Origin of the sequence: Candidatus Binatus sp. (assembly GCF_036567905.1) — a bacterium.
Classification (GTDB): Bacteria; Desulfobacterota; Binatia; order Binatales; family Binataceae; genus Binatus.
This window is the reverse complement of the sequence record NZ_DATCTO010000012.1, coordinates 1-22,412: the sequence shown is the minus strand read 5'-3', so window position 1 is coordinate 22,412 and position 22,412 is coordinate 1. Positions and strand designations below refer to the sequence as shown.

The window sequence follows — 22,412 nt, the reverse complement described above, 5'->3', positions numbered from 1 at the left end:
CCCGCTTATCCGTGCAGCGCGCCGCAGCGGCCCACCGCCCACGCGCGGCCGACCAGGTAAAGCTTGTGCGGCGCAGACAGGCTGTGGCGGCGGTCGAGCACGCGATAGTTCGAATTGATGATCCGTTCGAGCAACGCGGCGTAGATAAGCCGCATCGCCTCGGCCGTCAGCAGCGTCGCGCGATCTTCCGGTGCGAGCGCGTTCTGCGCCTTCGCGTAAAGTTCCCGCGCGCGTTTTGCCTCGAAGTCCATCAGGCTGACGAAGTTGCGCGAGTACGCGCCGGCGAGAATTTCATCCTCGCTGACGTTGAATCGCGCGAGGTCTTCCAGCGGAAGATAAATGCGGCCGCGCGCGGCGTCCTCGCCCACGTCGCGGATAATATTGGTCAACTGAAGCGCCAGTCCGAGGTTCTCCGCGTACAACTTCGCCGACGGGTTGCGGTAGCCGAAAATCTCGATGCAGATGAGGCCCAGCGCCGACGCGACGCGATAGCAGTACGGCCGCAGCTCTTCCCAGCTTTGATAGCGCTTGCGCGAGAGATCCATCTCCACGCCGTTTATGATTTCCTCGAACAGCTCCCGCGGAATGTTAAATCGGCGCGCGCTGTCGGCGAGCGCGCGAGAGAGAGCGCGCGTCGGCACGCCCGCATACACGCGGTCAAGTTCCTCGCGCCACCGGCGCAGCAGCAGCGCCGGCTCGCGAATCGCTTCGTCGTCGGCGATATCGTCGATGAAACGGCAGAATGCATAGACGGCATAGAGCGCACGGCGCCGCGGGGGCGGAAGCAAAATGAACGCGTAGTAAAAGCTCGACCGCGAGCGCCGTGTGATTTGCGCACAGCGTTCGTAGTCGGCGTCGAGCGACGCGTCGTCGTGGCCGGCGGCGTCTTCGATCCCGGCGGCACTGCTATCAGACTTCAAGCCGTCCACGAATCGCGCTCCATCCGAGTTTCAAGTAGTCGAGTTTCGCAAGCTCCGGACGCATCCGGAACACATCGTAGTTGACGCGATCGATCGCGCGGATAATTGCCAGGCCGCCGCCGGCGAACATCACGATGTCGCGCCGCAGCCGCTGGTCCACACACTTGTGCAATTCTCCCCCCTCAACCAGCATCGCTCGCGCGACTCCCGTTTCATGACGCATCAAATCCACGAACTCGCGCGACGAGGTATGCGCGGCCAGGTCCGCCGGCGTGACTCCGAATCGTTCCATGTCGCGGCGCGGAAGATAGATTCGTCCCTTGTCGAGATCGACGGCCACGTCCTGCCAGAAGTTGGCGAGCTGCAATCCACTGCAGACCAGGTCCGACAGATGCTGCCGCTCGGCGTCGCGGTAGCCGAACAGGTAAAGCACCAGCCGTCCAACCGGATTGGCCGAGTAGCGCGAATAGCCGAGCAGATCGTCGAGCGTGTCGAAGCCCTTGAAGTCCACGTCGGATCGGAACGCAGTCAAAAGATCTTTGAACGGCTCGCGCGGAATTTCGAAGCGGCGCACCGTGTCGGCGAGCGCAATAAATACCGGATGGCGCGGCGTGCCGGCGTACGCCAGGTCGAGCTCGCGCTCCCATTCGTCGAGCATCGCGAGGTCATGATGCTCGTCGGCAAAGTCATCCGCCATCCGCGCGTACGCGTAAATTGCATACATGTGCGGGCGCATCTCGCGCGGCATCAACCACGACGCGACCGTGAAATTTTCGTAGTGCGATTTTGCCAGCCGCGCGCAGAACTGGTACGCGGCCGCTACGTCGAACGCTCCCGGCGGCGCCGACGCGTCCGGCGCTGCGCTCACAGCGTACGAGGTTCCTTCGCTATGCACATTGGCCCGCGCGTTTGCCATCATCTCAGGCTGCGACCGTCCGCGCTCCGATAAGTTCGCGCGCCGCGGCTCGCGCCCATCCATCGGTCTCCAGCAGATCTTCGATCGTTTCGGCCGGCGAGTTGCGATGCCGTTGCATCACGGTTTCGATATGGCGCGGGATATCCACGAAACGCACGTGCCCCGCCAGGAAGCCCGCCACCAGTTCCTCGTTGGCGGCGTTGAGGCACGCGGGCATCGTGTGCCCCGCCGCGAGCGCCTCGTACGCCAGCCGCAGACACGGGAAGCGTCTCAGGTCGGGTTCTTCAAACGTCAACCGCGAATTTTCCGCCAGCGACAGCGGCTTCAAATGGGTCATCGGCAGCCGCTCCGGATACGCAAGCGCGTACGCCACCGGAATCGCCATGTCGGGAATCGCCATCTCCGCGATCACCGAGCCATCGATCATTTCGACCATCGAATGGATCACGCTCTGCGGATGAATCACCACCGAGACCTCCGCGGGCTTGAGGTCGAACAGCCAGCGCGCCTCGATCACTTCGAGTCCCTTGTTCATCAGCGTCGCCGAATCGATCGTAATCTTGCTGCCCATGCGCCAGGTCGGATGCTTCAGCGCCTGTTCGACCGTGATCGATTCGAAACTGTCGGCCGCCAGCTCGCGAAACGGCCCCCCCGACGCGGTCAGAATGATCCGCTTCAGCGACTCGCGCCCGCGTCCTTCCAGGCATTGAAAAACCGCGTTGTGCTCGCTGTCCACCGGCAGCAGCCGCATGCGATTCTCGCGCACCGCCGCCGTGATCAACTCGCCCGCAATGACCAGCACTTCCTTGTTGGCAAACGCGATGTCCTTGCCGGCCTTGATAGCGGCCAGCGTCGGCCGCAGTCCCATCGCACCGACCAGCGCCGACATCACCAGCTTCGCCGCGGGATGCGTTGCGACGGCGATCGCGCCTTCGAGTCCGTGAACGATCGTCACGCGCTGCGCACCGACGCGCGCCGCCAGTTCGCGCGCGAGTTCGGGCGTCGCCACCGAGACGAGTTCGGGATGAAAGCGCTTCACTTGCTCGGTCAGCAGATCCAGGTTGCGTCCCGCCGCCATCGCGACGACGCGAAATCGGTCGCTGAATCGGCCGACCACGTCCAGCGTGGTGACGCCGACCGATCCGGTCGAGCCGAGAATTGAAATCGCCTTCATCGCGATGCGCTCAACGTGACGCCGTCTCCGCCAGCCGCCGGCGGAACCGCCCAAGCGCCATCAGCGGAAAATAATGCGCGTACATGTAATAGCGAAGATAAAAATGATTCGGAAATCCGTTGCCGGTTGATTCCGTCTCGTCCCACGCACCCTCATCGTTCTGCCTCTCTGAGAGCCACTGCGCACCGCGCATCGCGTGTTCGCTGATCCCTGACTCGCCCGCGATCAATCCGATCAGCGCCCACGCCGTCTGCGACGCCGTGCTGTTCCCGCGCCCGTGCCACGCGGGATCTTTGTCCGACAGCGGGCTCTCGCCCCATCCGCCGTCGGGATTCTGCTTGGACTTGAGCCACTGGACCGCCCGCTTGATCCACGGCTCGTTGATATCGACGCCGATCGCGCGCAAGCCCGACAGCGCCGAGAATGTGCCGTAGATATAGTTGATGCCCCAGCGTCCCCACCATCCGCCCGCCGGCGACTGATTTCGCTTGAGCCATTCGATCGCGCGTTTCGCCACCGGATGCTCGGTGCGATAGCCGACCGACGCCATCATCTCGAGCACCCTGCCGGTGAGATCGGGACACGACGGATCCGTCACCGCTTCCACGTCCGCGAGCGGCAAATGATTGAGCCAGGTTGAATCGTTGTCGGCGTCGAACGCCGCGAAGCCGCCGTCCTTCGATTGCATTCCCATTACCCAGTTCGCGCCAACCCGGATCGCGCGCTCCCCGGCCGCGGCATCATCGGCTGCCGAATCCGCCATCACCGACAGAATTACCGCCGAATCGTCCACGTCGGGATACCAGTCGTTGTAAAACTCGAAGGCCCATCCGCCCGGTTCGAGCTCGGGCCGCTTTACTGACCAATCGCCCTTCTTGAAAATCTGATGATCGATAAACCATTGCGATGCCTGCTTCAGCACCGGATGGTCGGCCGGCAATTCCGAATCCAGCAGCGCGCGGCCCGCGAGCGCCGTGTCCCAGTTGACCGACACGCACGGCATGTACATGTCGTAGTCGTTGAAATGCCAAATCAGTTCGCGCGACGCCTCGATCGCCTTCTTCAACACCGGATGGTCGTTACGGTAACCGTTGGCTTTCAGAGCCATCGCGCTCAGCAGGTAGCATGGCTCGATTCCGCCCCACGAGCCATTGGCCGCCTGATGCTCGATGAGCCAGTTTTCCGTGTGGCGCAGCGCGCGCGCGCGGATCGATTTGATTTTGTGCCGATCGTAGAATCGCAGCGCCCGGTCGGCGAGGTTCAGCGCGTTGCGCAGCGACAGCAATTTTTTTCCGCGCGGCTGTTTGAACTTCGTGAAATGCGGCGGCTCGATGAACAGCTCCAGCACTCCGCGCTGGTAATCGATCTTTTTTTCGGGCCGCGCCGCCTGCAGCATCATCAGTCCCATCAGCGTTCCGCGCGCCCATGAGCCGAGCTCGTAAATGTTGAACGGGAACCAGTTCGGAAAAAGCGCAAGTTCGACCGGCAGCGCAGCCGTCGCATCCCATGTTATCTGTCCCATCGCCGCCAGGTAGAAGCGCGCCAGCGTTCCGCAGTTCACGATGCCGCCCTTGGACAGGATCCAGCGCCGCGCCGCCGCCATCGGCTCGTCACCCGCGCGCATGCCGGTGAGCTTCAGCGCAAAATAACTTTCGATCGTCGTCGACAGATGCCCTTCGCTGCCCTGGTAAAGCGCCCAGCTCCCGTCCGGACTCTGAATGTCCAGCAGATGCTTCTTCAGCCGCGCTTCGACCTCGAGATCGACCGTGTCCATGAAATGGTTGAAGATGATGAACTCCGCGTTCATCTCCGCATTGGCCTCCAGCGGCGCGTGCCAGTAGCCCTCGGGCTTCTGCAGCGCGATAAGCGCACGCTGCGCGCGCTCTACGGTGTAATCAACCTTCGCGACGAACTCGTCATGCGGCGACCTGGCAATCGCCGTGCTTCCAATTTCAATAGCCTGACTCATGTTTCACCCTTGCCTGAACTCAGCCCGCGTCCCCCGGCAACCCTTCGCAACCTCATCGCAATCCACTATGGAATCACGGCGCATTTCAGAACCACGCCGCGCTCCAGCATCGCAAACACTTCCACCAAATCGTCAAGCCGCATTCGCGCGTTGACGATCGCGCCCGCATTCAGCGCACGCCCCTCGAGCAATTCGTAGGCGCGCCGCACGTCGCGCGGGCGAAAATGAAATGGCGCCATCAACGTCAGATTGTCGTAATGCATCGATCGCGTATCGACGCTGAGCACCGTGCCCACCGGGCATCCGCCGAAAAAAACCACCCGTCCTCCGCGCCGCACGCGCGCCACCGCATCCTGCCATCCCTCGACTTGTCCCGTGCACTCGATCACCAGGTCGGGACCGAAGCCGCCGTTGAGCCGCGCGATTTCCGCGGCCGCATCGACGCTGCGCGCGTCGATCACCCGGTCCGCGCCCATCTCCTGCGCCCACTTCAGGCGCTTGGCGCCCCGCCCCACGACCGCCACCTCGCGCACGCCCGCGGCCTTCAGCACGAGCATGTGCAGCAGACTGAACGCGCCGCCGCCGATGATCGCCACCGTCTCGCTTTTTTCGGGACGCGCCATTTCCTGGGCATGAACCACGCACGAAAGCGGCTCAAGCAGCGCGGCTTCTTCGAACGGCAAGTCCGCGGGTTTGATAAAGGTGTTGCACGCGACGACGTGCGCCGGCAGCAGCAGCAGGTCCGCATACGCGCCGAGCACCATCCGCCCGACCGCATCGTCGCAAAGATTCTGCTGCCCATGCTGGCAGTAGAAACAGATTCCACACGGCGCGGTCGGCGCAGCCATTATTTCGTCGCCGGCCTTGAACGCCACGCCCTCGCCGGCTTCCATCACCACGCCGGAAAACTCATGCCCGAAAGCAATCGGAAGTTTCCACAGCGGATGTCCGCGCCGAAACATTTTCAGATCGGTGCCGCAAGTCAACGCGCAGCGGATTTGAATCAGCAATTCGCCCGGCCCCGGATGCGGCGCGACGTAGTCGCGCAATTCGAGCCGCCCTGGCTCCACCAGCACGGCCTGGCGCGAATGCGTCCCCGCAATTTCCACCGACGCTTGGGCTGCGTTCACAGCTTTCGCTCCACGACGAAGGTTGCAATGTGGCGCAGCGCGTCGGCGCTATCCCCGAAACCGGCAATTGCGCGATGCGCTCGCGTTTCGAGCTCGCGCGCCAAATCGAGCGAGCGCTGGATTCCCAATATCGCGGGATAGGTCGCCTTGCCGCGCGCGACGTCCTTTTGCGTGCGTTTGCCCATCTGCTCGGGCGTGCCTTGAATATCCAACAGGTCATCGACGACCTGGAACGCCAGCCCAAGCGCGCGCGCGTATGCGTCGAGCGATTCGATTTGCGCCTCGCTCGCGCCGCCCAGGCGCGCACCGCCGCGAACCGACGCCAGGAACAGCGCCCCGGTTTTCTTGCCGTGCAGTTCCTCGAGCTCCTCGACCGTCTTCGACTTGCCCTCGCCGAGCAGATCGATCACCTGCCCCGCGACCATCCCGGCCGATCCCGCCGCGCCGGCGAGCTCCGCGATCGTTTCCAGCACGAGTGCCGGCGGCGCGCTGTTGTGCGCCGAGCGCGCGAGCACCTTGAATGCGTCCGTCAGCAGCGCGTCGCCCGCCAGCGTCGCGATCGCTTCGCCATAGACCTTGTGATTGGTCGGACGCCCGCGGCGCATATCGTCATCGTCCATGCACGGCAGGTCGTCGTGAATCAGCGAGTAGGTGTGAATCATCTCGACCGCGCACGCCAGTCCCATCGCCGCCTCGGCTTTCCCTCCGACCGCCTCGCACGACGCCAGCACCAGCACCGGCCGCAGCCGCTTGCCGCCCGCCAGCAGCGAGTAGCGCATCGCCTCATGCAAGCGCGCCGCCGCACCCGCGGGTTCCTCGACGCTTTGAGCGAGCGCTCGCTCGATAATTTGCGCGCGCTCCTTTAAATAGCTGTGCAAGTCAAACACGTCTCGCTTCTCTTGCTCCGATGCCGGCGGCGCTGACGCCGGCTCGACCGCGGCGCTGAAAGACCGACCGGAATTTTTCCCCACGCGATCGCTCCCCCTCCCGCTTGGCAAGGGTGATTGGTCAACTGCGCGCGAGCGCTCTGTGCTTCGACAGCGCAAGCAATCCCTCACGCCACGTAATGCCGCACCATCCGCCACGAGTCTTTGAGATTCTTGCCGAAATCAAGCGCCACCGTGCCTTCGAATCCCGAATGCAGCTTGCAGTCGCGGCAGCGGAAATCCTGCTTGGTTCGGTAGTATTCCCAGTCCGTCGCCGCATGCATTTCGTTGAACGTCTTGTAGTGCCCGTTGGTTATCAGGTAGCAGGGCCCCTTCCATCCTCGCGGATTGCGCGTCACCGTCGTCCACGGACTGCACTGCAGGTCGCGTTTGCCGACCAGGTAGTCCAGGTATATCGGCGTATTGACGATCTTGTAGTCGTTGGCCATGTCGCGGACTTTGAGGAACTTGGCCGGCATATCCTCTTTGCGCAGATACTCGCCGTCGTTGTTCAGCACCTGGTAGTGATAGCCGGGGCTCAGCAGCATCCCATCGACGCCCAGGCTCGTCAGGTACTTGACCATCCCTTCGAGTTCTTCACCGCTGGTCTCGCGGAACACCGTCGTGTTGGTCTGCACCCGGTAGCCATTCTGCTTGAGCATCTTGATCATCTTCACGACGGTGTCGAAATGCCCCGGCCGGTCGGTCACGCGATCGTTGGTTTCGCGCATCCCGTCCAGATGCAGGTTGAAGCTCAGGTACGGACTCGGCGCCACCTGCTTGACGAATCGGTCCAGCAGGACCGCGTTGGTGCAGATCATGACGTGACGCTTCTGATCCTCAATCAATCGCTCGGTCAGCGGCACGATATGCTTGTACATGAGCGGCTCGCCGCCGCAGATCGACACGATCGGCGCGCCCGCTTCCTCGGCCGAATGCAGCGCCTCGTCCAGCGGCATCATGTCGCGAATCGTGTCCTTGTACTCGACGATTCGCCCGCATCCGATGCAGGCAAGGTTGCACGCATGCAGCGGCTCGAGCATCAGCACCAACGGAAAATACTTCTCCCCCGACCGCTTCTTCGCGCGCATGTAGCGGCCCAGATCGATCATCTGTCTTAGCGGGATTCGCATGCTGGCGCGTTCTCCTGGATTTTGAACAAAGTGAAAAAAGTGAAAAATTCAGGCGCCCGGCGTGCCGCCATCCTCCGATGAAGATGCCCCCGGCAAGCCCCCGAACAGCCATTCGCCGACCATCGCCACCGCCCCTTCCGGATCGACGGCGTTTGCGCCCATGAACAAGTATTCGATCAGCAATCCGTTCAGCGCCGAGAGCAGAAACGCCGCCGCCGATTCGGGCGCCGGCCGCGCCGTGCAGATGCCCTTTTGCTGCGCGCGCGCGATCAGCTCCACCAGCATCGCGCGATATCCGCTATACAGCTTGAGCACCTGGCCGTTGAGATTCTCGGACAGCCGCTGGTCGTGGAGCATCTGCGCCAGGAAGAAACGCACCGAGCTCGCGTTGTCGCGCACGAACAACAGGTAGGCCTCGACCAGCTTCTCAATCTGCGCCCGCTCGTCCATCGCCGCTTCTTCCGCAAAATCGATGAAATACGGCTCCAGCAGCCGGTTCAGCACCGCCACGAACAGCTCTTCCTTGGTCTTGAAATGCCAGAAAATCAGCGCCTTGCTGACCCGCGCCTCGCGCGCCACTTCCGACATCGACGTCTCATGGAATCCGCGATTGGCAAAGAGCTGCATCGCCGCCTTCAGAATCTCGTCTCGCGAATCCTGCGACTGCGTGCGCGCCTCGGATGAGTCTAGTTGTTTGGCCTGCGGTGCGCCCATAATCCTCCCGGCTCGGTAATGCGGCTAACCTTTCGGTCAATGGCAACTTTACCGTCGCGTTCCCGAAAGTCAAGAGTGACAGTCCGAGCGGTCAGGCGATCAGTTCGAGCGAAAATGTCCCCGGGGAGACATTTCGCTCTAAATACCCGATTTTACGGGATATTTATCTCGACGCCGTGGTTCACGGCTGATCTTCGCGCTGCATCGATTAGCGCCAATGCGGCGCGTGCCTCGGCCAAATTGCGCCTTGCAACAGCAATGGACGAATTGCCTCCTTCGGAGACAGCTTGCTCGAACTCTTCCGCGACGGCGCCGAACCACGCCGAATGGTACGAATCGTCGGGAATGTCAGCCACCGATAGGTCTTCAGCGTTGCCCGACCGATCAGTCAGGCGCACCCGATCCCCCTCGATCTCGATGCTCGCGCGCTCTCCATAGATAAGCGCCGAAGTTCTGCGCACCGGCGCGCGCCACGACAGATGCGCACGCGCCACACGCCCCGCCCCGAACCGAACTCGCACGTCGGCCAGGTCGTCAACCTCCAGGCCCGCCGGCGATTCAAGCCGCGCCGAAATCGACACCGGCGACTCGCCGCCGAGCATCCAATACATCAGGTAGAAGACGTGCCATCCGTGATCGATCAGAATCCCTCCGCCTGAGGCCGACGACGCGCGCCACCTGCCGCCGCTTGCGCCGGCGCCCGCAGGCTCTGTGCGCAGCCGGTCGATCGACATGAAACGAATCTCGCCAAGCCGCCCTGCTTCGACCGCCCGGCGCGCGGCCTCATAGGCAGGCGCGTATTTCCAATTGTGCACGCACATCAGCACGCGCCGTTTTTCCGCGGCAATCGCGGCGAGTTCGTCGAAGCCGGCCAGCGTGAGCGCCAGCGGCTTTTCGACCAGCACGTGCGCGCCCGCTCTAAGCGCCGCGCGCGCGGCCTCATGATGCATCCCCGGGGGGCTGGCGACATCGACAAAGTCGGGCGCCTCGCCGTCGAGCATCAACTCGAGGTCGTCGTACACCCGAACATTCTTGATTAGCCGAATCGCCTCATGGCGGCGCTCCGAGATTGGATCGTGGATCGCGCCGATAGCGATATTTTCGCGCGTGCGCCATCCGGGGAGATGCGCCCGCGCGGCGACCTCGCCAAATCCCGAGATCGCACCCCGGATTTTTGCTCCATTCGCCACCGCTGGTACCTCGCCCGCTATCTTAAGGGAGAGGTCAGGTGAGGGTGTAGCCGCCGCATCGACTTTTTTGTGTCATCCCGAGCGGAGTCTGCGAAGCCGAGCGACCCCGGATCTTTTTCCCCGCCCTGGCGACGGAAATTCAGAACTCCACCGGATGCCCGAGCTGCTCGGATATCGCCTCTGCCAGACGCGGAAACAACTGGTGGCCGTCCTTGTCGTCGAGCCACAGACCGCCAGCCGCGTCCCAACTGTAATGGAATCCATGCGAGCCGGCGGCGAGCCACATCTGCTTCATCTGCGATTGCCTCGACAGAATAAACTTCGCGCCGCCCGCGAACTCAATCGTCACGACGCCGTCGGCGGTGGTGTAATCGACTTCGTCCGGGTCGAGGTCCTCGAGCCATTTCGCGACTTTGGTCAAGGCGGTATCGGACCGCTCGCGAAATTCGTTATCGTCCATGCCCCGATTGTATCAACCGCCGACCCGACGCGGTACGCAGGGGTCACCCCTGCCGCTGGGGGCCCTTCTTGCGCATCTCTTCGTCGCGGTAGCGCTTGTAGAGGATGGTCCATTCGTTGGAACCCTCGACGATGCCGCGTTTGATCGACTTGATCTTGCGCCGCACTGCAGCATCGATCTCGTCGCCCTGCTCGTTGAACTGCGCGACGATTTCGCGCGCCTGGCGAAGCGCGAGCGGAAAGTTCGCGATCTCGGCCAAGCCCTCGTCGCGCAATTTTGCCAGTGACTCGCGCGCCAGGAACAGCACTCGTGCTTCGGTGAGCTTCATGAAGACTTTACTGTGCGAGCATGCCGGCTAGAGCGTGAAGTTCTTTTTCTCGGCCAAGCGCTGGCGAATCAAATTGCGCAGCCGGGTGACGTCCAGGCGCGTATCGCGGCGCGCCTCCGCCTCCGCCATCTTGTCGGCCTCTTCGTCGATCTGCGCTTCGGTCTCGAAATTCGCCGACATCAGCTCGACCACGCACGCGACCAGGTCCTTCATCTCGCCCTTGGGCTTGATCAGGCCGCGATCGATCAGCCCCTGCACGAGATGAGTCGCCAGCGCGTCGATCTGAGCTTCCCGCATCGCCATACGATCACAGCTTGGCCCAGTCGCGTGCATCTTGTCAAAAGCGGCCGCGGCAGCCCGCGATCCTGCCGGGTCCACGTCGCGCCTGCGTCGCTCGTCCGGTACACGGCCGGCCGCCCGCCGGGACTGGTCCGCGGCCATACCGTAGTGCCGTCCATCGGGAACACCCACGCCGTATCCGGATCGCGCGGATGCAACACGATGCCGAAGCCGATGTCGCCAATCGCCCGGGGCATGTTGTTGCCGATTCGCACCCACTGGTCGCTGGGGCGATCGATCCGATAGGTGCCGCAGTGATTCTGCTGGTAGAGGCGATCGGGCTTGCGCGGATGCAAGCACATGCAATGCACGTCCTGTCCGTACTCCGGATATGGATCGGGCAGGAAGTTCGCCTCGACGCCTCGATTGAGCGAGCGCCACGACTGTCCCCGGTCGTGAGTTTCGAACGCACCGCCGTCGGAGGTGACCATATACACGTGCGCCGCATCGCGCGGGTCCACATTGACCGAACTCAGCACCGGTCCGTCGGGTGTTCCCCCGCCGGGCGGATTCCACTTGGAATACATCGGATGGTCGTTGTAGCCATCGACGCCGCGCCACGTAACTCCGCCATCTTCGCTGCGAAACAGCGCCGGCGGCGACGTGCCCGCATACCAGGTGTCATGCTCATCGCGATGCGCCGGCGAGAGCCAGAAGGTGTACTCGACCGCGCATCCGTTCTCGCCCGGCGCCGCCTTTGGGAACGCCGGCGGCTGGGCTGCTTCTTTCCACGTGCGCGCCAGGTCGGTCGATCGGAAAATAGTAGGTCCAAGATGTCCGGCGCGCGCCGTCATCAGCATCGTGTTGCCGTCACGAGGATCGAGCACGACGTGATTGACTATTTCGCCGAGGTGATGCGGCCCGTCCAGGCGCCATCGTGAGCGCGTTGCGTCGGCGTAATAGATGAACGCACCCTTGCGTGTACCAACCATCAGAATGACGCGCTTGCTCGGAGTCGCGCGCTTGGGAGTCTTCACGGACGCCTTGCGAGCAGCCCGTGGTCGGATGGTCTTCGAATTGGCTCGCGTGTAACGCCGCTTCATTTCCCGCGTCCGGTTCCGGATCGCGATTGGGATGCTAATTTCGCGGCGTTCGTACTTCAACCGGGTCCTGACGTTCTCCACGTCAGCCTGCGACGGGCGCGATTCTGACTATTCGAAAAGAGCCGGAAAGAGCAATTTCTACCATTCGTAGTGGTTCTGGGACGGCTCCGCTCTATGGCTAGCTTTGTTTCGTCAAAAACTATTTCTGCCAGACGCAGGGGTCGCCCGATTTCGGGTGAGCCGGGCGGGTACGGGACATCCTGGCGGTTGACCATAGCGTACGCATAGCACGCCAAATCCGGCGGGGTCAGGCTGAATTAGGTCATCCCCAAAACCCGGTCGTGAAACGCGGATCTTTAGGAATTTGCGCGCCAGTTGCTGCGCTCGGCATGACACAGGAAAGTGCGTGATCCCTCGTGTCATTCTGAGCGGAAGCTGCTGTAGCGAAGAATCTCGACGGATGCCCGGCGTCCGGCGTCGGCCAGACACGCGCTGGCGCGCGCGAGATCCTTCGGCTTCGCTCGGGATGACGCAAAAAAAAGGGCGCGCAGAGAAGGGCATCCTGGAATCAGTACCCGCACCCGACGCTCGACGACTCGCGTCGGCCTCGCCCTGTCAGGGTGAGGCGAAGAAAAAGATCGGGGCCCTTCGACTCCGCAGGCTCCGCTCAGGGTGACACAAAGAGTGGACGACACAGGAAAAAAGACACCAAAAAGAACAGGACTTGCGATGATGGTTCTGCCTCACCCTTCTAACAGGGACGAAGTCCCGCATCTTCTCTTTTCACTGTTCACTGGGTGCAGGGGTCACCCCTGCCCAAGGATGCGCGAAACCCACGGTGGGTTTCGCATTCAATAAAGTGATCTCCCCTTCCCTTTACCTCGCGGCGCGTGCGCGTCAGTGCGGCTTCTTGGCGTTCTCCTGGTCCTGCGCTTGCTTGTAAACCTCGTCCATCTTGGGCTCGAGCGCCTCGTAAAATTGCTTGATATGCCCAACGCTGGCGCCGATGTCACCCGGGAAGTAGCGCAGTATCGAGGTCGCGTCGGGGCGCGCCAGGCCGGAGCGCGCGCACGCGTCGATCTCACCTGATGATTCTACTGCGATCCTCACGTCGTCCTCGAATTTGAAGATTCGCGACGTGTAGATGCAATCGATGGTGAAGTTGCGGAGATCCGCCTTGACGATTTTCCATCCACCGAGCGAGTGGATCGTGTCTAGCGAGAGTTGGAACAGTTTCTGGCGCGGGATTCCCGGATATGAGCGGCGAATCAATTCAGGATAGACATCGTCGAGCGGCGCCGGGGTCGCGGTCGGTTCCAGCCTGCGTACGGGCGCAGGCCCATTGGCGTGCGCTTGCTTTGCGGCGCGCTTCTTTGGCGCGGGCGCGGCCGGAGTCGGTACTGCGTTGGGCTGAATGCCCATCCGGCAAGTCACCGAGCCGGAACCCGACGCGCTGGCGGCCGCGGAGTTCATCGTGACGAACCGGATCACGCGTTGCTCGGCGCCGGGCCTTTCGAAGATCGTTTCGTCGTTCATGATCATCGCGACACCCGCCGCGGCGACCGCCACGGGTATGAGAAAAAAGGCGAGGTGGATAAGCAGCCGGAAGATGAATGGGACGAAGATCAGCATGCCGATGACGACCAGGGCGACGACGACGATGGCGAAGACGGGCAGTGTGGTCATGATGGGGTCCCCGGAAAATCCCTAGCCGTTTATGGGGCGTTGGCGCAAGCCGGGCGCGGGTAGCCTTGGGGCGCGATGCGCAACACCCGAAAAGCACACCGGCGCGATCCCGATTGGATCGCGCCGGTGTGCGGTCAAGTGATTAAAATTAGCGTTGTTCGTTGCTTACGCCGGAGCCCCGGCGAATCCCTCGCCACCGTCGCCGCGCAACATCGCGCCGAAGCGCTTCCCGCCGAGGTAGAAGCGGCGCGCCTCGTCGTCGGTGACTGCCACGCGGCGGACGTCGCGGCGGCGAATCGGCCATATCCCGCCGACCATCGGGTGCCGTCCTTGGCGATGGCTGAAGAAATAATAGGTGAACTGACGGAGCGTCGAGCAGCGCGCTTCCGCACTGAGTCCGCGGCCGGCGCAAATGGTGAATATGCTGTGAAGAAAGCGCGGGAGCGAGTAGAAGCCCAGGTAAGCGTCGCGGTACGCGCCGAGCCAGCTTTCCTTGTCCATCTTGTCGTGCTTGAGCGTGACGTGCTGCGAGTCGAGCTGGTTGAAGTCCCAGTCGATGATGGCGCCTTCCCTGGTGAAGCGCGCCTGGTCTTCGGTGCCCGGCAGCGGAGTCATGATGAAGAACGACACGAGGTCGAAGCCGATTTTTTTCAGCGTTGCCACCGCCACGCGCCCGCAATCGGGACCGTCGAACGGGAATCCCAGCATGTAGCCGGCGTGCACCGAGACCCCGACTTTGTGCCAGTTCTCGACGACGCGCCGATACTTGTCGATCACGTGCGCGCGCGCCGCTTCCAGCCCCCACTTGTGCTGGCGGTCGTCGGTGTTCTGGTACTTGGTCGCAAAGTTCAGGTTGTCGGGATTGAGCGACTCGATTCCGACGAACGCCTGGTAGCATCCCGCGGCCGCGGCCAGTTCGGTGAAACGCTTGCTGCGCCGATGCTTGGCGGTCTCGGTCTCGCCGTCGGCGACATTTGCGTAGCATGACGCATCGACGTCCACCTGCATCATGAAGGAGAGCTTGGGATACTCCTTCTTCACTTCAATCAGGCCGGTGAGAATCTCTTCCCATCGCGGCGAGCGGAAAAAGTCGTCATCGACCAGGAACAGCGACTCGATGCCATGATTGCGGCATGCGTCGCGCACCCAGCTTACGACGGCGTCAGGCTCGCGCGAGCGCATCGTGCGGCCCATCACGTTTTTCACGCTGCAATACGAGCAGGTAAACGGGCATCCGCGCGAAGTGTCGAGCGTGGTCATCGTATCGTTGAAAAATCGCGTGAGATAACGATCGTCGAGCATCGGCAGCAGGGTTTCCGTGATTAGCGGAACGGTGATGTCGTCCTGGCCGGTCTTCGCGCGAATTCCCTCGGTGACCGAATAATGCTTGCGCAGCTCACCGCGCAGGAAGTCCTCGACGATAACGCCCCAAATGTTTTCGGCCTCGCCGACGACGGTGGTGACGCCGCATTCGTTGAGGAACTTGCACGAATCCGGAAAGCCGCTGACGTGGAAGCCGCCCATCATCGTGGGCAAGCCTTCGGCGACGAACTGAAGCGCGAGGTCGCGCCCGCGCGGATACTGATTCGATTGCACACCGGCCAGCCCGATCAGCAACTCGACGCCATCTTCGCGCGCCTTTTCCTTTATCGCCTTGATTGTCTCAGGGCTGACTACACCGTCGCAGATTTCGTCCCAAATTACCGTCTCGAGGCGGACGTTGCGCTCGACCGCGTAACGCTTGTTGAACGCCTCGTTGAGCGCGGTCAGCACCGTCAAAGTGTTGTTGGGCTGAACCCCGTAGCGGAAATATTGGACGAAACCCTCCTCGTCGTAGCGCGAGGGTTTGATGAAATAGACGCGAACCGTTCGGCAAGGCTCGGGTTTCATCGCCGCATCGGCGGTCGCACCCTTGCGCGCAGTCAACTGAAGCGTGGCGGCGGGACGATCACCGCCATAACGATTGGTCCCCAACAGCCAGTAGAGGACACTTGCCGCGAAAATCAGAAATGCGCCTAAAAATATAAGAAAAACCATCGATAGATCCTCTGCTTTTATTTCCTACCCCCAGCCCCCAGCGTACCCATCCTGCGCATCATAACCGAACGCGGGGTCTGATGGTATCTAACCGGTCGGTCAGAAACAGTAAACAATTCCCGACTGGAAATGTCAACAATTAATTGAAACACATTAATAGCGCCAAAGTCGAGGATTAAATGGGGATAATTCTGGGCGGAGGGTAACTAGCGGTACATTTCGACCAGATTGATGAGGCCCAAATCGCGATAGCGTTCGACCAGGTAACCCTTGATTTCCTGCACGCTGGCCATTTGTAAAGTCTCACGCGCGATCAGGCGGGCGGTCTGATAATCGACCTCGCGAATGACTTTGCGCACCACCGGAATAAATAGCGGGCTCAGACTTAGTTCGTCGAGACCCATGCCGACCAGCAGCAGCGTTGCCAGCGGATCGCTGGCCATCTCGCCGCACAGGCAGACCTCCTTGTCGGCCGCGCGCGCGACATTGACGACCTCGGCGATGGCGGAAATGACCGCGGGATGCAGCGCCTCGTAGAGGTGCGCGACTTTGCGATTGTTGCGGTCGGCGGCGAGCAGGTACTGGATCAGATCGTTGGTTCCGATCGAGAAAAAATCGACCTCGCGCGCAAGCCGCGGCGCGAGCCATACCGCCGATGGCACTTCGACCATGATTCCGACTTCGATATTGGGATTGTGCTCGAGTCCTTCCTTGAACAGCTCGGCCTGGGACTCGGCCAGCAATTCCTTGGCGCGGCGCAATTCCTCGAGGCTCGAGATCATCGGGAACATGATGCGGACGTCGTGCTTGGCGGCGGCGCGGAGAATGGCGCGGAGCTGAACTTTGAACAGCCCCGGCATCTCCAGCGAGATGCGTATCGAACGCCAGCCGAGGAACGGATTGTCCTCGCGCGGCACCCGCATATAGGCCGGATACTTGTCGGCGCCGATGTCGAGGGTGCGAATCGTGATCGGGCGCTTGCCGAGCATCTCGAGCATCTTGCCGTACAGCGCGACCTGCTGAGTCTCATCGGGGAAATCCTCGTAGGTCAGGAACGAGAATTCCGAACGCAGCAGCCCGACGCCCTCGGCGCCGTAGCGCAGCGCCATTTGGATATCGGCCAGCAGCGCGATATTCGCCAGCATCATGACGCGATGGCCGTCGCGGGTCGCGGTCGGCGCGTTGCCCTCTTCGATAAGCTCGCGCTTGAATGCCTCGTAGCGCTTGGACAGGCTCACGTAGTCGCGCTCGATCTCGGCGCCGGGATTGACGTAAACGACGCCCGAGTTGCCGTCGAGCACGAGCTGATCGCCCTCGACGACGGATTCCATAAGATGTTCGACGCCGACTACGGTCGGGATTTCGAACGCCCGCGCGAGGATCGCCGCGTGCGAGGTGACGCCGCCGGATTGCAGGGCAATACCCGTGAGCTTGTCGTGGCTGGCCAGCATCAGCTGCGAAAGCGTAAGCTCCTCGGCGACTATGATCGTCGGCTTGGTGAAGGGAGCCCTTTTTTCCTCCTGGCGCAGATGGCGCAACAGGCGATGGCCGACGTCGCGGAAGTCGGTCGCGCGCTCGCGCAAATAATTGTCCGCGACCGCAAGCATCGAGGTGCTGAGCTCCTCGATGACCCGGAACAGCGCGCTCTCGGCGGCGTAGCCGTTGGCAATTGTATCGCGGATGCGGCCGACGAACTCCTCGTCTTCGAGAATCATGCGATGGCCGTCGAAGATCTTGAGGTCCGCCTCGGGCATCAGCGGCTCCATCCGCACCCGCAGGGTGGCCAGCTCGGCCAGCGAACGGGCCAGAGCGTCCTCGAAGCGCTTGAGCTCGGCCTTGGGGTCGCGGGACTTCTGGTTACGATCGACGCTGCTTAGAAATGCGCCGACGATGTGCGCGCTTCCCTGCGCAAATCCGGGTGAGGCGGAAAGTCCCGGCAGCCGGGGGCGGCGAATCTTGGCGGGCGGGGCGTGGCGGGTCTTGCCGCCGACTTTTTCGTAGTCCTTGAGCTGGCGGTTGGCCTCGATCATCCGGCGCCGATATTCGAGCCGCTCTTTTTCCTTGGTGGCAAGCGATTCGCGCAGCCTGAAATGAGAAAGAATTTGCGCGACCTGGTTGGCGGCGGTGTTGAGCAGGCGGATTTCGCTCTTGTTGAATTTGCGCCGCTCGAGGGTCTGCGCGACCAGCACTCCGAGCGGCTTCTTGCGGCCGTCGTGGTCGTGAACCGGCACGCCCAGAAAAGTATGGAAGCGTTCCTCGCCGGTCTCGGGAAAGTACTTGTAGCGCGGATGGCTGATCGCGTCGGGCACGCAAACCGGTTCGTCCTTCTCCAGCACCAACCCGACCAGTCCCTCGTTGAGGCGCATCGAAACCTTGCCGACCGATTCGCGATCGAGTCCGACCGTGGCGCGCAGCACGATTCGCTCGCGCTGCGGATCGAAGAGGTAGAGCGAACAGACCTCGGCCTCCATGCCGGTGGCAATCGCGGCGGCAACCCGGTCCAGGGTCTCGCGGAGATCCTCGGAATGTTCGCCGCCGATCGAGGAGAGCAGCTCGATCAGAGCGAGGCGATCCTTGTTGGCACTCATTGGTAAAGTCTCGGGTAAAGTCTCAGCGGCGGCGGAGAAATTTTATCGGATCGATCGCGTGGCAAACAATGCCGGCGGGCGATCCAATCCGCCTGGTCTTGCCGAGCGTTAGCCGGCATTTGCCGACAGCTCGAAAGGCGCAAGCGCGCTCTTGAGCAGGCCGCGACCCGCGCGGCATCGCCGGGACTGGATCGCGGCGATAAGCTCGCGCTCGTCCTTGATTGGCCCGTCGAGCAGCGTCGTCACGCATCCCACCGAGCCCGCGGAATGCGAGTCCGAGCCCGCCACCTCCGCCAACCCAAGACGGCGCGCGACCTTGAGCGCGAACAGATTCTCGTCCTCACCGCAGGCGCCGTTGAGCACTTCGATCGCATCGACCATCTCGAAGATTTCGAGCTTGGCGGCGCGGTCCGGATAAGTTGGATCGATCGGCTCCGAGTCCGGGTTGATGAAGGAAAAGCGCGGGTCGAGTTTGTAGCGGAACGGATGGTTCGCGATCAGTATCCCGCCTTCGAGGTTCACCACGCGCCGCAGTTCGGCGAGCTTGTAGATTCCTCCGACGTAGCGCTCGAGCCCGAACGCGCCGACATGCCCCATGTCGGTGGTGACTTCCATCCCGCGCATAAAAATCACGCCCGAGCCGGCCGCCAGCGCCGCGATCTCGCGCGAATCCCACATGTTGTCGTGCTCGGTGATGCAGACCGCGCCGATTCCGATCGCACGCGCGCGATCGACCAGGTCTTTCGGCGCCAGGTTCGAGTCCGAACTACCGCGGTTGGTGTGGAGATGCAGGTCAACGGTGAAGTAGGGCCCCGCCCGATGGGGGTGCCCGCTTCGTGAATCCGTCATTTGCGACGCGCCGCGGCTACTTGGGCGGCTCCTTCGCGAGCGTGATCTTCTTCATGTGGTCGCCCTTCTGAATCTGATCGACCACGTCCATGCCCTTAATCACGCCGCCGAAGATGGTGTATTGGCCGTCGAGGAACGGCGCCTTATCCAGGCAGATATAGAACTGGCTGCCGCTGGACGCGCGTTGCGGATTGACTTGGTCGCTGGTGCGCGCGGTGGCCAAAGTGCCGCGCAGGTGATGCTCGTTGGCGTTGATCTCGCCGGGCACCGTGTAGCCCGGACCGCCGGTCCCCGTCCCGTCAGGATCTCCGCCCTGCACCACAAAGCCAGGTTCGACGCGATGGAAAGTCAAGCCGTTGTAAAAGCCCTTGTTCACCAGCGTCTCGAAATTCGCGACCGTCTTGGGTGCGACGGCCGGGTAAAGCTCGACGATGACGGCGCCGCGGTCGGTCTCGATGATTGCGTAATGACCTGTGTTTCTCACTGGGAGTCCATCCGTTGCGCCCCTGCAAGCCGAGGCAAGCACCAGCACCGCCACGACGGCAAGACACGACATTCTAAAGTAGTTGCGTTTCATATTATCCACTCGCATTTGCACGAACAATCAAACGTCCATGCATCGGGTTATTCCAACAGTCCTACATGGAAGTATTCGAGGCGGCGCCAATCCGCAAGAGCCGAACCGACCCAATCCCGGCGTCGATCATCGAACCGGACGAAGCGCCGGCGCCGCGGCCCGGCTCGGGATGGACAAGCGCATCCGATGAAGGCGAGAATGCCCCGCTATGGAATCGTGGTTTAACAAGGCAAGATTCGGGATGTTCATCCATTGGGGGCATTGCAGCCAGCGCGGGCTCGAGCTGTCGTGGCCGCTGGTCGGAGGCGTCGGCGTGCTGCCGGATGGGCAAAGCGTCGCGGTTGACGAATATCACTCGACCGCCAGGACGTTTAATCCGACAAAATGGGACGCGTGCGCGCTGGCGCGGACGGCAAAACGCACCGGGATGCAATACGCAGTCCTGACCAGCAAGCATCACGACGGCTTCTCGATGTTCCATACGAAGCATTCTGACTATTCAATTGAGTATTCGCCGTTCAAGCGCGATATAGTTCGTGAATATACAGATGCGTTCCGCGCCGAGGGCCTGAAGGTCGGACTGTATTACTCACTTATCGACTGGCATCACCCCGACTACCCGGCATTCATCGAGTCGGACAAACCCTACAAGTGGGGCAACTGGCGCCGCTCGACGCCTGAACAGTGGGATCGATTTATACAATTCATGTTCGCCCAGATGCGCGAGCTGCTGACCAACTACGGCAAGATCGATCTTCTCTGGTTCGACGGCGGATGGGAACGCACGCCCGAGGAATGGAAGTCGCGCGAGTTGGTCGAGATGATCCGCTCGCTTCAGCCCGAGGTCGTCATCAATGATCGCATCCCCGGTTACGGCGACTATCAGACCCCCGAACAGGCCGTTCCGCCCCAGCCGCCGCAAGGCTCGTGGGAGACCTGCCTGACGATTAACAACAGCTGGGGTTACAATCCGTCGGACAAGGACCTCAAATCGATCCGGTCGCTGATCCATACTCTGTGCGAAGTGGCGGGCAAGGGTGGAAATCTGCTGCTCAACGTGAGCCCGATGGGCGACGGCGCCATTCCACCCGAACACGCCGAACGGCTCGAAGCGATTGGCAACTGGATGGACCGCAACAACGAGGCAATCGTCGGCACTGACCCCGGACTCGAGCCGTGGCAGTTCTACGGACCGTCAACCCGCCGCGGCAATCGGGTCTATCTGCACCTGCTGATGAAGCCGTACGAGTCGGTCTCGGTGCGCGGCGTCAAGGTGCGGCACGTCGGCGACGTGCGTCCGCTGGCAAGTATGATTTCGCTCAAGCTGCGCAAGCGAATCGCCGCGGCCGATACGCTGTTCAACCCCGATCCGATTGGCGAGCTCGTGATTGCGACGCCCGACAGCGCGCTCGATTCGACGGCGACGATCATCGCGGTCGATTTCCAGCGCTAGCTAATCGTTGTTCACGGGGCCGCGGTGAAGCTCCAAGCAAACGGTTTGCCGTTCACGCTCATCGCGACGCGGTAAGTTTCGCCGGCGGCGAGCGGATCTCGCACGATCACTACCACTTCACCAAACGTATTGAGGATCCCGCGGCCCTTGGTCTGCGTGACCATGTCGGAATTCGCGTAGCTTTCGGAATCGTAGGCGCAGGTGGCGACTTTGGTCCCGGCCGCCGCGCCAGTGGTCTGTGTGACAGACGCATCGGTAATCTTCGCCGGCACGTGCATTCCAAGTTGGAGCGTGATCGCCAATGCGGCCGTAGAGTATCCAGGGCACGACGATACTGGATCCGGCCATTCACCGCTGAATCCGCCGGGCTTTACCGTCACACCGTCGGGAGGAACTTCGACCGGCTGGGCCAGCGGGCGGCCGCCGGGAGGCGCCCGCGGCAGATCGCTTTTCAAATCGAGCACCGCCGCGCAGAGAGTTCCCTCGCAATACTCACCAAAACCTACATGCCTGAGATCGGGGTTCAAGAGCGATGGGCGATGGAACGGTCCCGAAATCCACCATTCAATTGCCTTTGCCATTCGCTGAGCGTCGGTCGTGTTCATCCGGGCTTGGAACATCACGTCGCTGGAATGCGCTGCCTTGAGGCCCTCGGGCGAATACCCCGGCTTCGATTCGTCCTCCTCGTGCATCAGACCTCCAAGATTTGCGAGCGTCTGGTGATAGTTCATCACGAGATACTTCGCATGGGCGACGCAGCCGCTGCCCAGCGCCGGATCTTCCTCCACCGGCGGTATATTGAGGCGCGTGCGGTATGCGTTCAGGACGGTCAGCCAGTTCGTGCTTGAGCCGACGGCAGCCGGTCTCTCTTCCGACATCGGCACCGATGCCGGCGCCATGACCGCGCGGCTCTCCGGCGCGATCGCGGATGCCGCTGCCGCCGGGCTCGCGCTGCTCGACGGTCTCGCGCTTCGGCGTGG

Annotated in this window: 18 protein-coding genes and 1 pseudogene; 1 reads left to right on the top strand and 18 read right to left on the bottom strand. The window is 62.2% G+C overall.

Translation table 11 applies throughout. The features are described from left to right. Window positions 1-5 precede the first annotated feature (5 nt). The 17 genes and pseudogenes from hpnD to VIO10_RS01370 all read right to left on the bottom strand — a co-directional run bounded on the left by hpnD (window position 6) and on the right by VIO10_RS01370 (window position 19,886). Window positions 6-929 carry a presqualene diphosphate synthase HpnD gene (gene hpnD / locus VIO10_RS01450; RefSeq protein WP_331958250.1) on the bottom strand — a complete coding sequence of 308 codons (924 nt, stop codon included), beginning with the start codon at window positions 927-929 and terminating at the stop codon, window positions 6-8. After that, the gene (hpnC, locus tag VIO10_RS01445) at window positions 910-1,788 is read right to left on the bottom strand and encodes a squalene synthase HpnC (RefSeq protein ID WP_331958248.1); all 879 of its coding nucleotides are present in this window, start codon (window positions 1,786-1,788) and stop codon (window positions 910-912) included. The genes hpnD and hpnC overlap by 20 nt, the downstream gene beginning before the upstream one ends. 52 nt (window positions 1,789-1,840) lie before the next feature. Beyond that, window positions 1,841-3,010: a 1-deoxy-D-xylulose-5-phosphate reductoisomerase gene (locus VIO10_RS01440; protein ID WP_331958246.1), complete on the bottom strand. Its 1,170-nt coding sequence runs from the start codon at window positions 3,008-3,010 to the stop codon at window positions 1,841-1,843. Window positions 3,011-3,020: 10 nt separating this feature from the next. Beyond that, window positions 3,021-4,979, bottom strand: coding sequence for a squalene--hopene cyclase (gene shc / locus VIO10_RS01435; protein WP_331958244.1), 1,959 nt, complete (start codon window positions 4,977-4,979; stop codon window positions 3,021-3,023). Between the two features lie 65 nt (window positions 4,980-5,044). Then, window positions 5,045-6,109, bottom strand: a complete 1,065-nt coding sequence (locus tag VIO10_RS01430) for a zinc-dependent alcohol dehydrogenase (RefSeq protein WP_331958242.1) — start codon at window positions 6,107-6,109, stop codon at window positions 5,045-5,047. Then, a complete protein-coding gene (locus VIO10_RS01425; protein ID WP_331958240.1) occupies window positions 6,106-6,996 on the bottom strand; it encodes a farnesyl diphosphate synthase in 891 nt (296 codons plus the stop codon). Before VIO10_RS01425 ends, VIO10_RS01430 begins: the two co-directional genes overlap by 4 nt. Window positions 6,997-7,163: 167 nt before the next feature. Beyond that, the gene (gene hpnH / locus VIO10_RS01420) at window positions 7,164-8,168 is read right to left on the bottom strand and encodes an adenosyl-hopene transferase HpnH (RefSeq protein WP_331958238.1); all 1,005 of its coding nucleotides are present in this window, start codon (window positions 8,166-8,168) and stop codon (window positions 7,164-7,166) included. 48 nt (window positions 8,169-8,216) lie between these two features. Further along, window positions 8,217-8,882 (bottom strand): TetR/AcrR family transcriptional regulator, encoded by a 666-nt coding sequence (locus VIO10_RS01415; protein ID WP_331958236.1) that lies wholly within the window; start codon window positions 8,880-8,882, stop codon window positions 8,217-8,219. 152 nt (window positions 8,883-9,034) lie between these two features. Beyond that, window positions 9,035-10,072 (bottom strand): Gfo/Idh/MocA family oxidoreductase, encoded by a 1,038-nt coding sequence (locus VIO10_RS01410; RefSeq protein ID WP_331958234.1) that lies wholly within the window; start codon window positions 10,070-10,072, stop codon window positions 9,035-9,037. Window positions 10,073-10,211: 139 nt separating this feature from the next. Then, window positions 10,212-10,532 (bottom strand): iron donor protein CyaY, encoded by a 321-nt coding sequence (cyaY, locus tag VIO10_RS01405; RefSeq protein WP_331958233.1) that lies wholly within the window; start codon window positions 10,530-10,532, stop codon window positions 10,212-10,214. Between the two features lie 43 nt (window positions 10,533-10,575). Continuing rightward, window positions 10,576-11,157 (bottom strand): annotated as a pseudogene (locus tag VIO10_RS01400) (DUF507 family protein). Next, window positions 11,106-12,176, bottom strand: coding sequence for a hypothetical protein (locus VIO10_RS01395; RefSeq protein ID WP_331958231.1), 1,071 nt, complete (start codon window positions 12,174-12,176; stop codon window positions 11,106-11,108). The pseudogene VIO10_RS01400 and the gene VIO10_RS01395 overlap by 52 nt, the downstream one beginning before the upstream one ends. A 963-nt stretch (window positions 12,177-13,139) precedes the next feature. Next, window positions 13,140-13,928 (bottom strand): hypothetical protein, encoded by a 789-nt coding sequence (locus VIO10_RS01390; protein WP_331958229.1) that lies wholly within the window; start codon window positions 13,926-13,928, stop codon window positions 13,140-13,142. Window positions 13,929-14,093: 165 nt separating this feature from the next. Continuing rightward, a complete protein-coding gene (locus VIO10_RS01385) occupies window positions 14,094-15,965 on the bottom strand; it encodes a B12-binding domain-containing radical SAM protein (protein WP_331958226.1) in 1,872 nt (623 codons plus the stop codon). 206 nt (window positions 15,966-16,171) lie between these two features. Continuing rightward, window positions 16,172-18,553, bottom strand: a complete 2,382-nt coding sequence (ptsP, locus tag VIO10_RS01380; RefSeq protein ID WP_331958224.1) for a phosphoenolpyruvate--protein phosphotransferase — start codon at window positions 18,551-18,553, stop codon at window positions 16,172-16,174. 108 nt (window positions 18,554-18,661) lie between these two features. Next, window positions 18,662-19,402: a PHP domain-containing protein gene (locus tag VIO10_RS01375; protein ID WP_331958222.1), complete on the bottom strand. Its 741-nt coding sequence runs from the start codon at window positions 19,400-19,402 to the stop codon at window positions 18,662-18,664. 16 nt (window positions 19,403-19,418) lie between these two features. Further along, entirely contained in the window at window positions 19,419-19,886 is a 468-nt protein-coding gene (locus VIO10_RS01370; protein ID WP_331958220.1) for a peptidylprolyl isomerase, read from the bottom strand. 301 nt (window positions 19,887-20,187) lie between these two features. Between VIO10_RS01370 and VIO10_RS01365 the strand changes: the two genes are divergently transcribed. After that, entirely contained in the window at window positions 20,188-21,432 is a 1,245-nt protein-coding gene (locus VIO10_RS01365; RefSeq protein WP_331958218.1) for an alpha-L-fucosidase, read from the top strand. Window positions 21,433-21,443: 11 nt separating this feature from the next. On the opposite strand, the gene VIO10_RS01360 is transcribed toward VIO10_RS01365, so the two are convergent. Further along, window positions 21,444-22,310, bottom strand: a complete 867-nt coding sequence (locus VIO10_RS01360) for a CAP domain-containing protein (protein ID WP_331958495.1) — start codon at window positions 22,308-22,310, stop codon at window positions 21,444-21,446. Window positions 22,311-22,412: the final 102 nt, after the last annotated feature.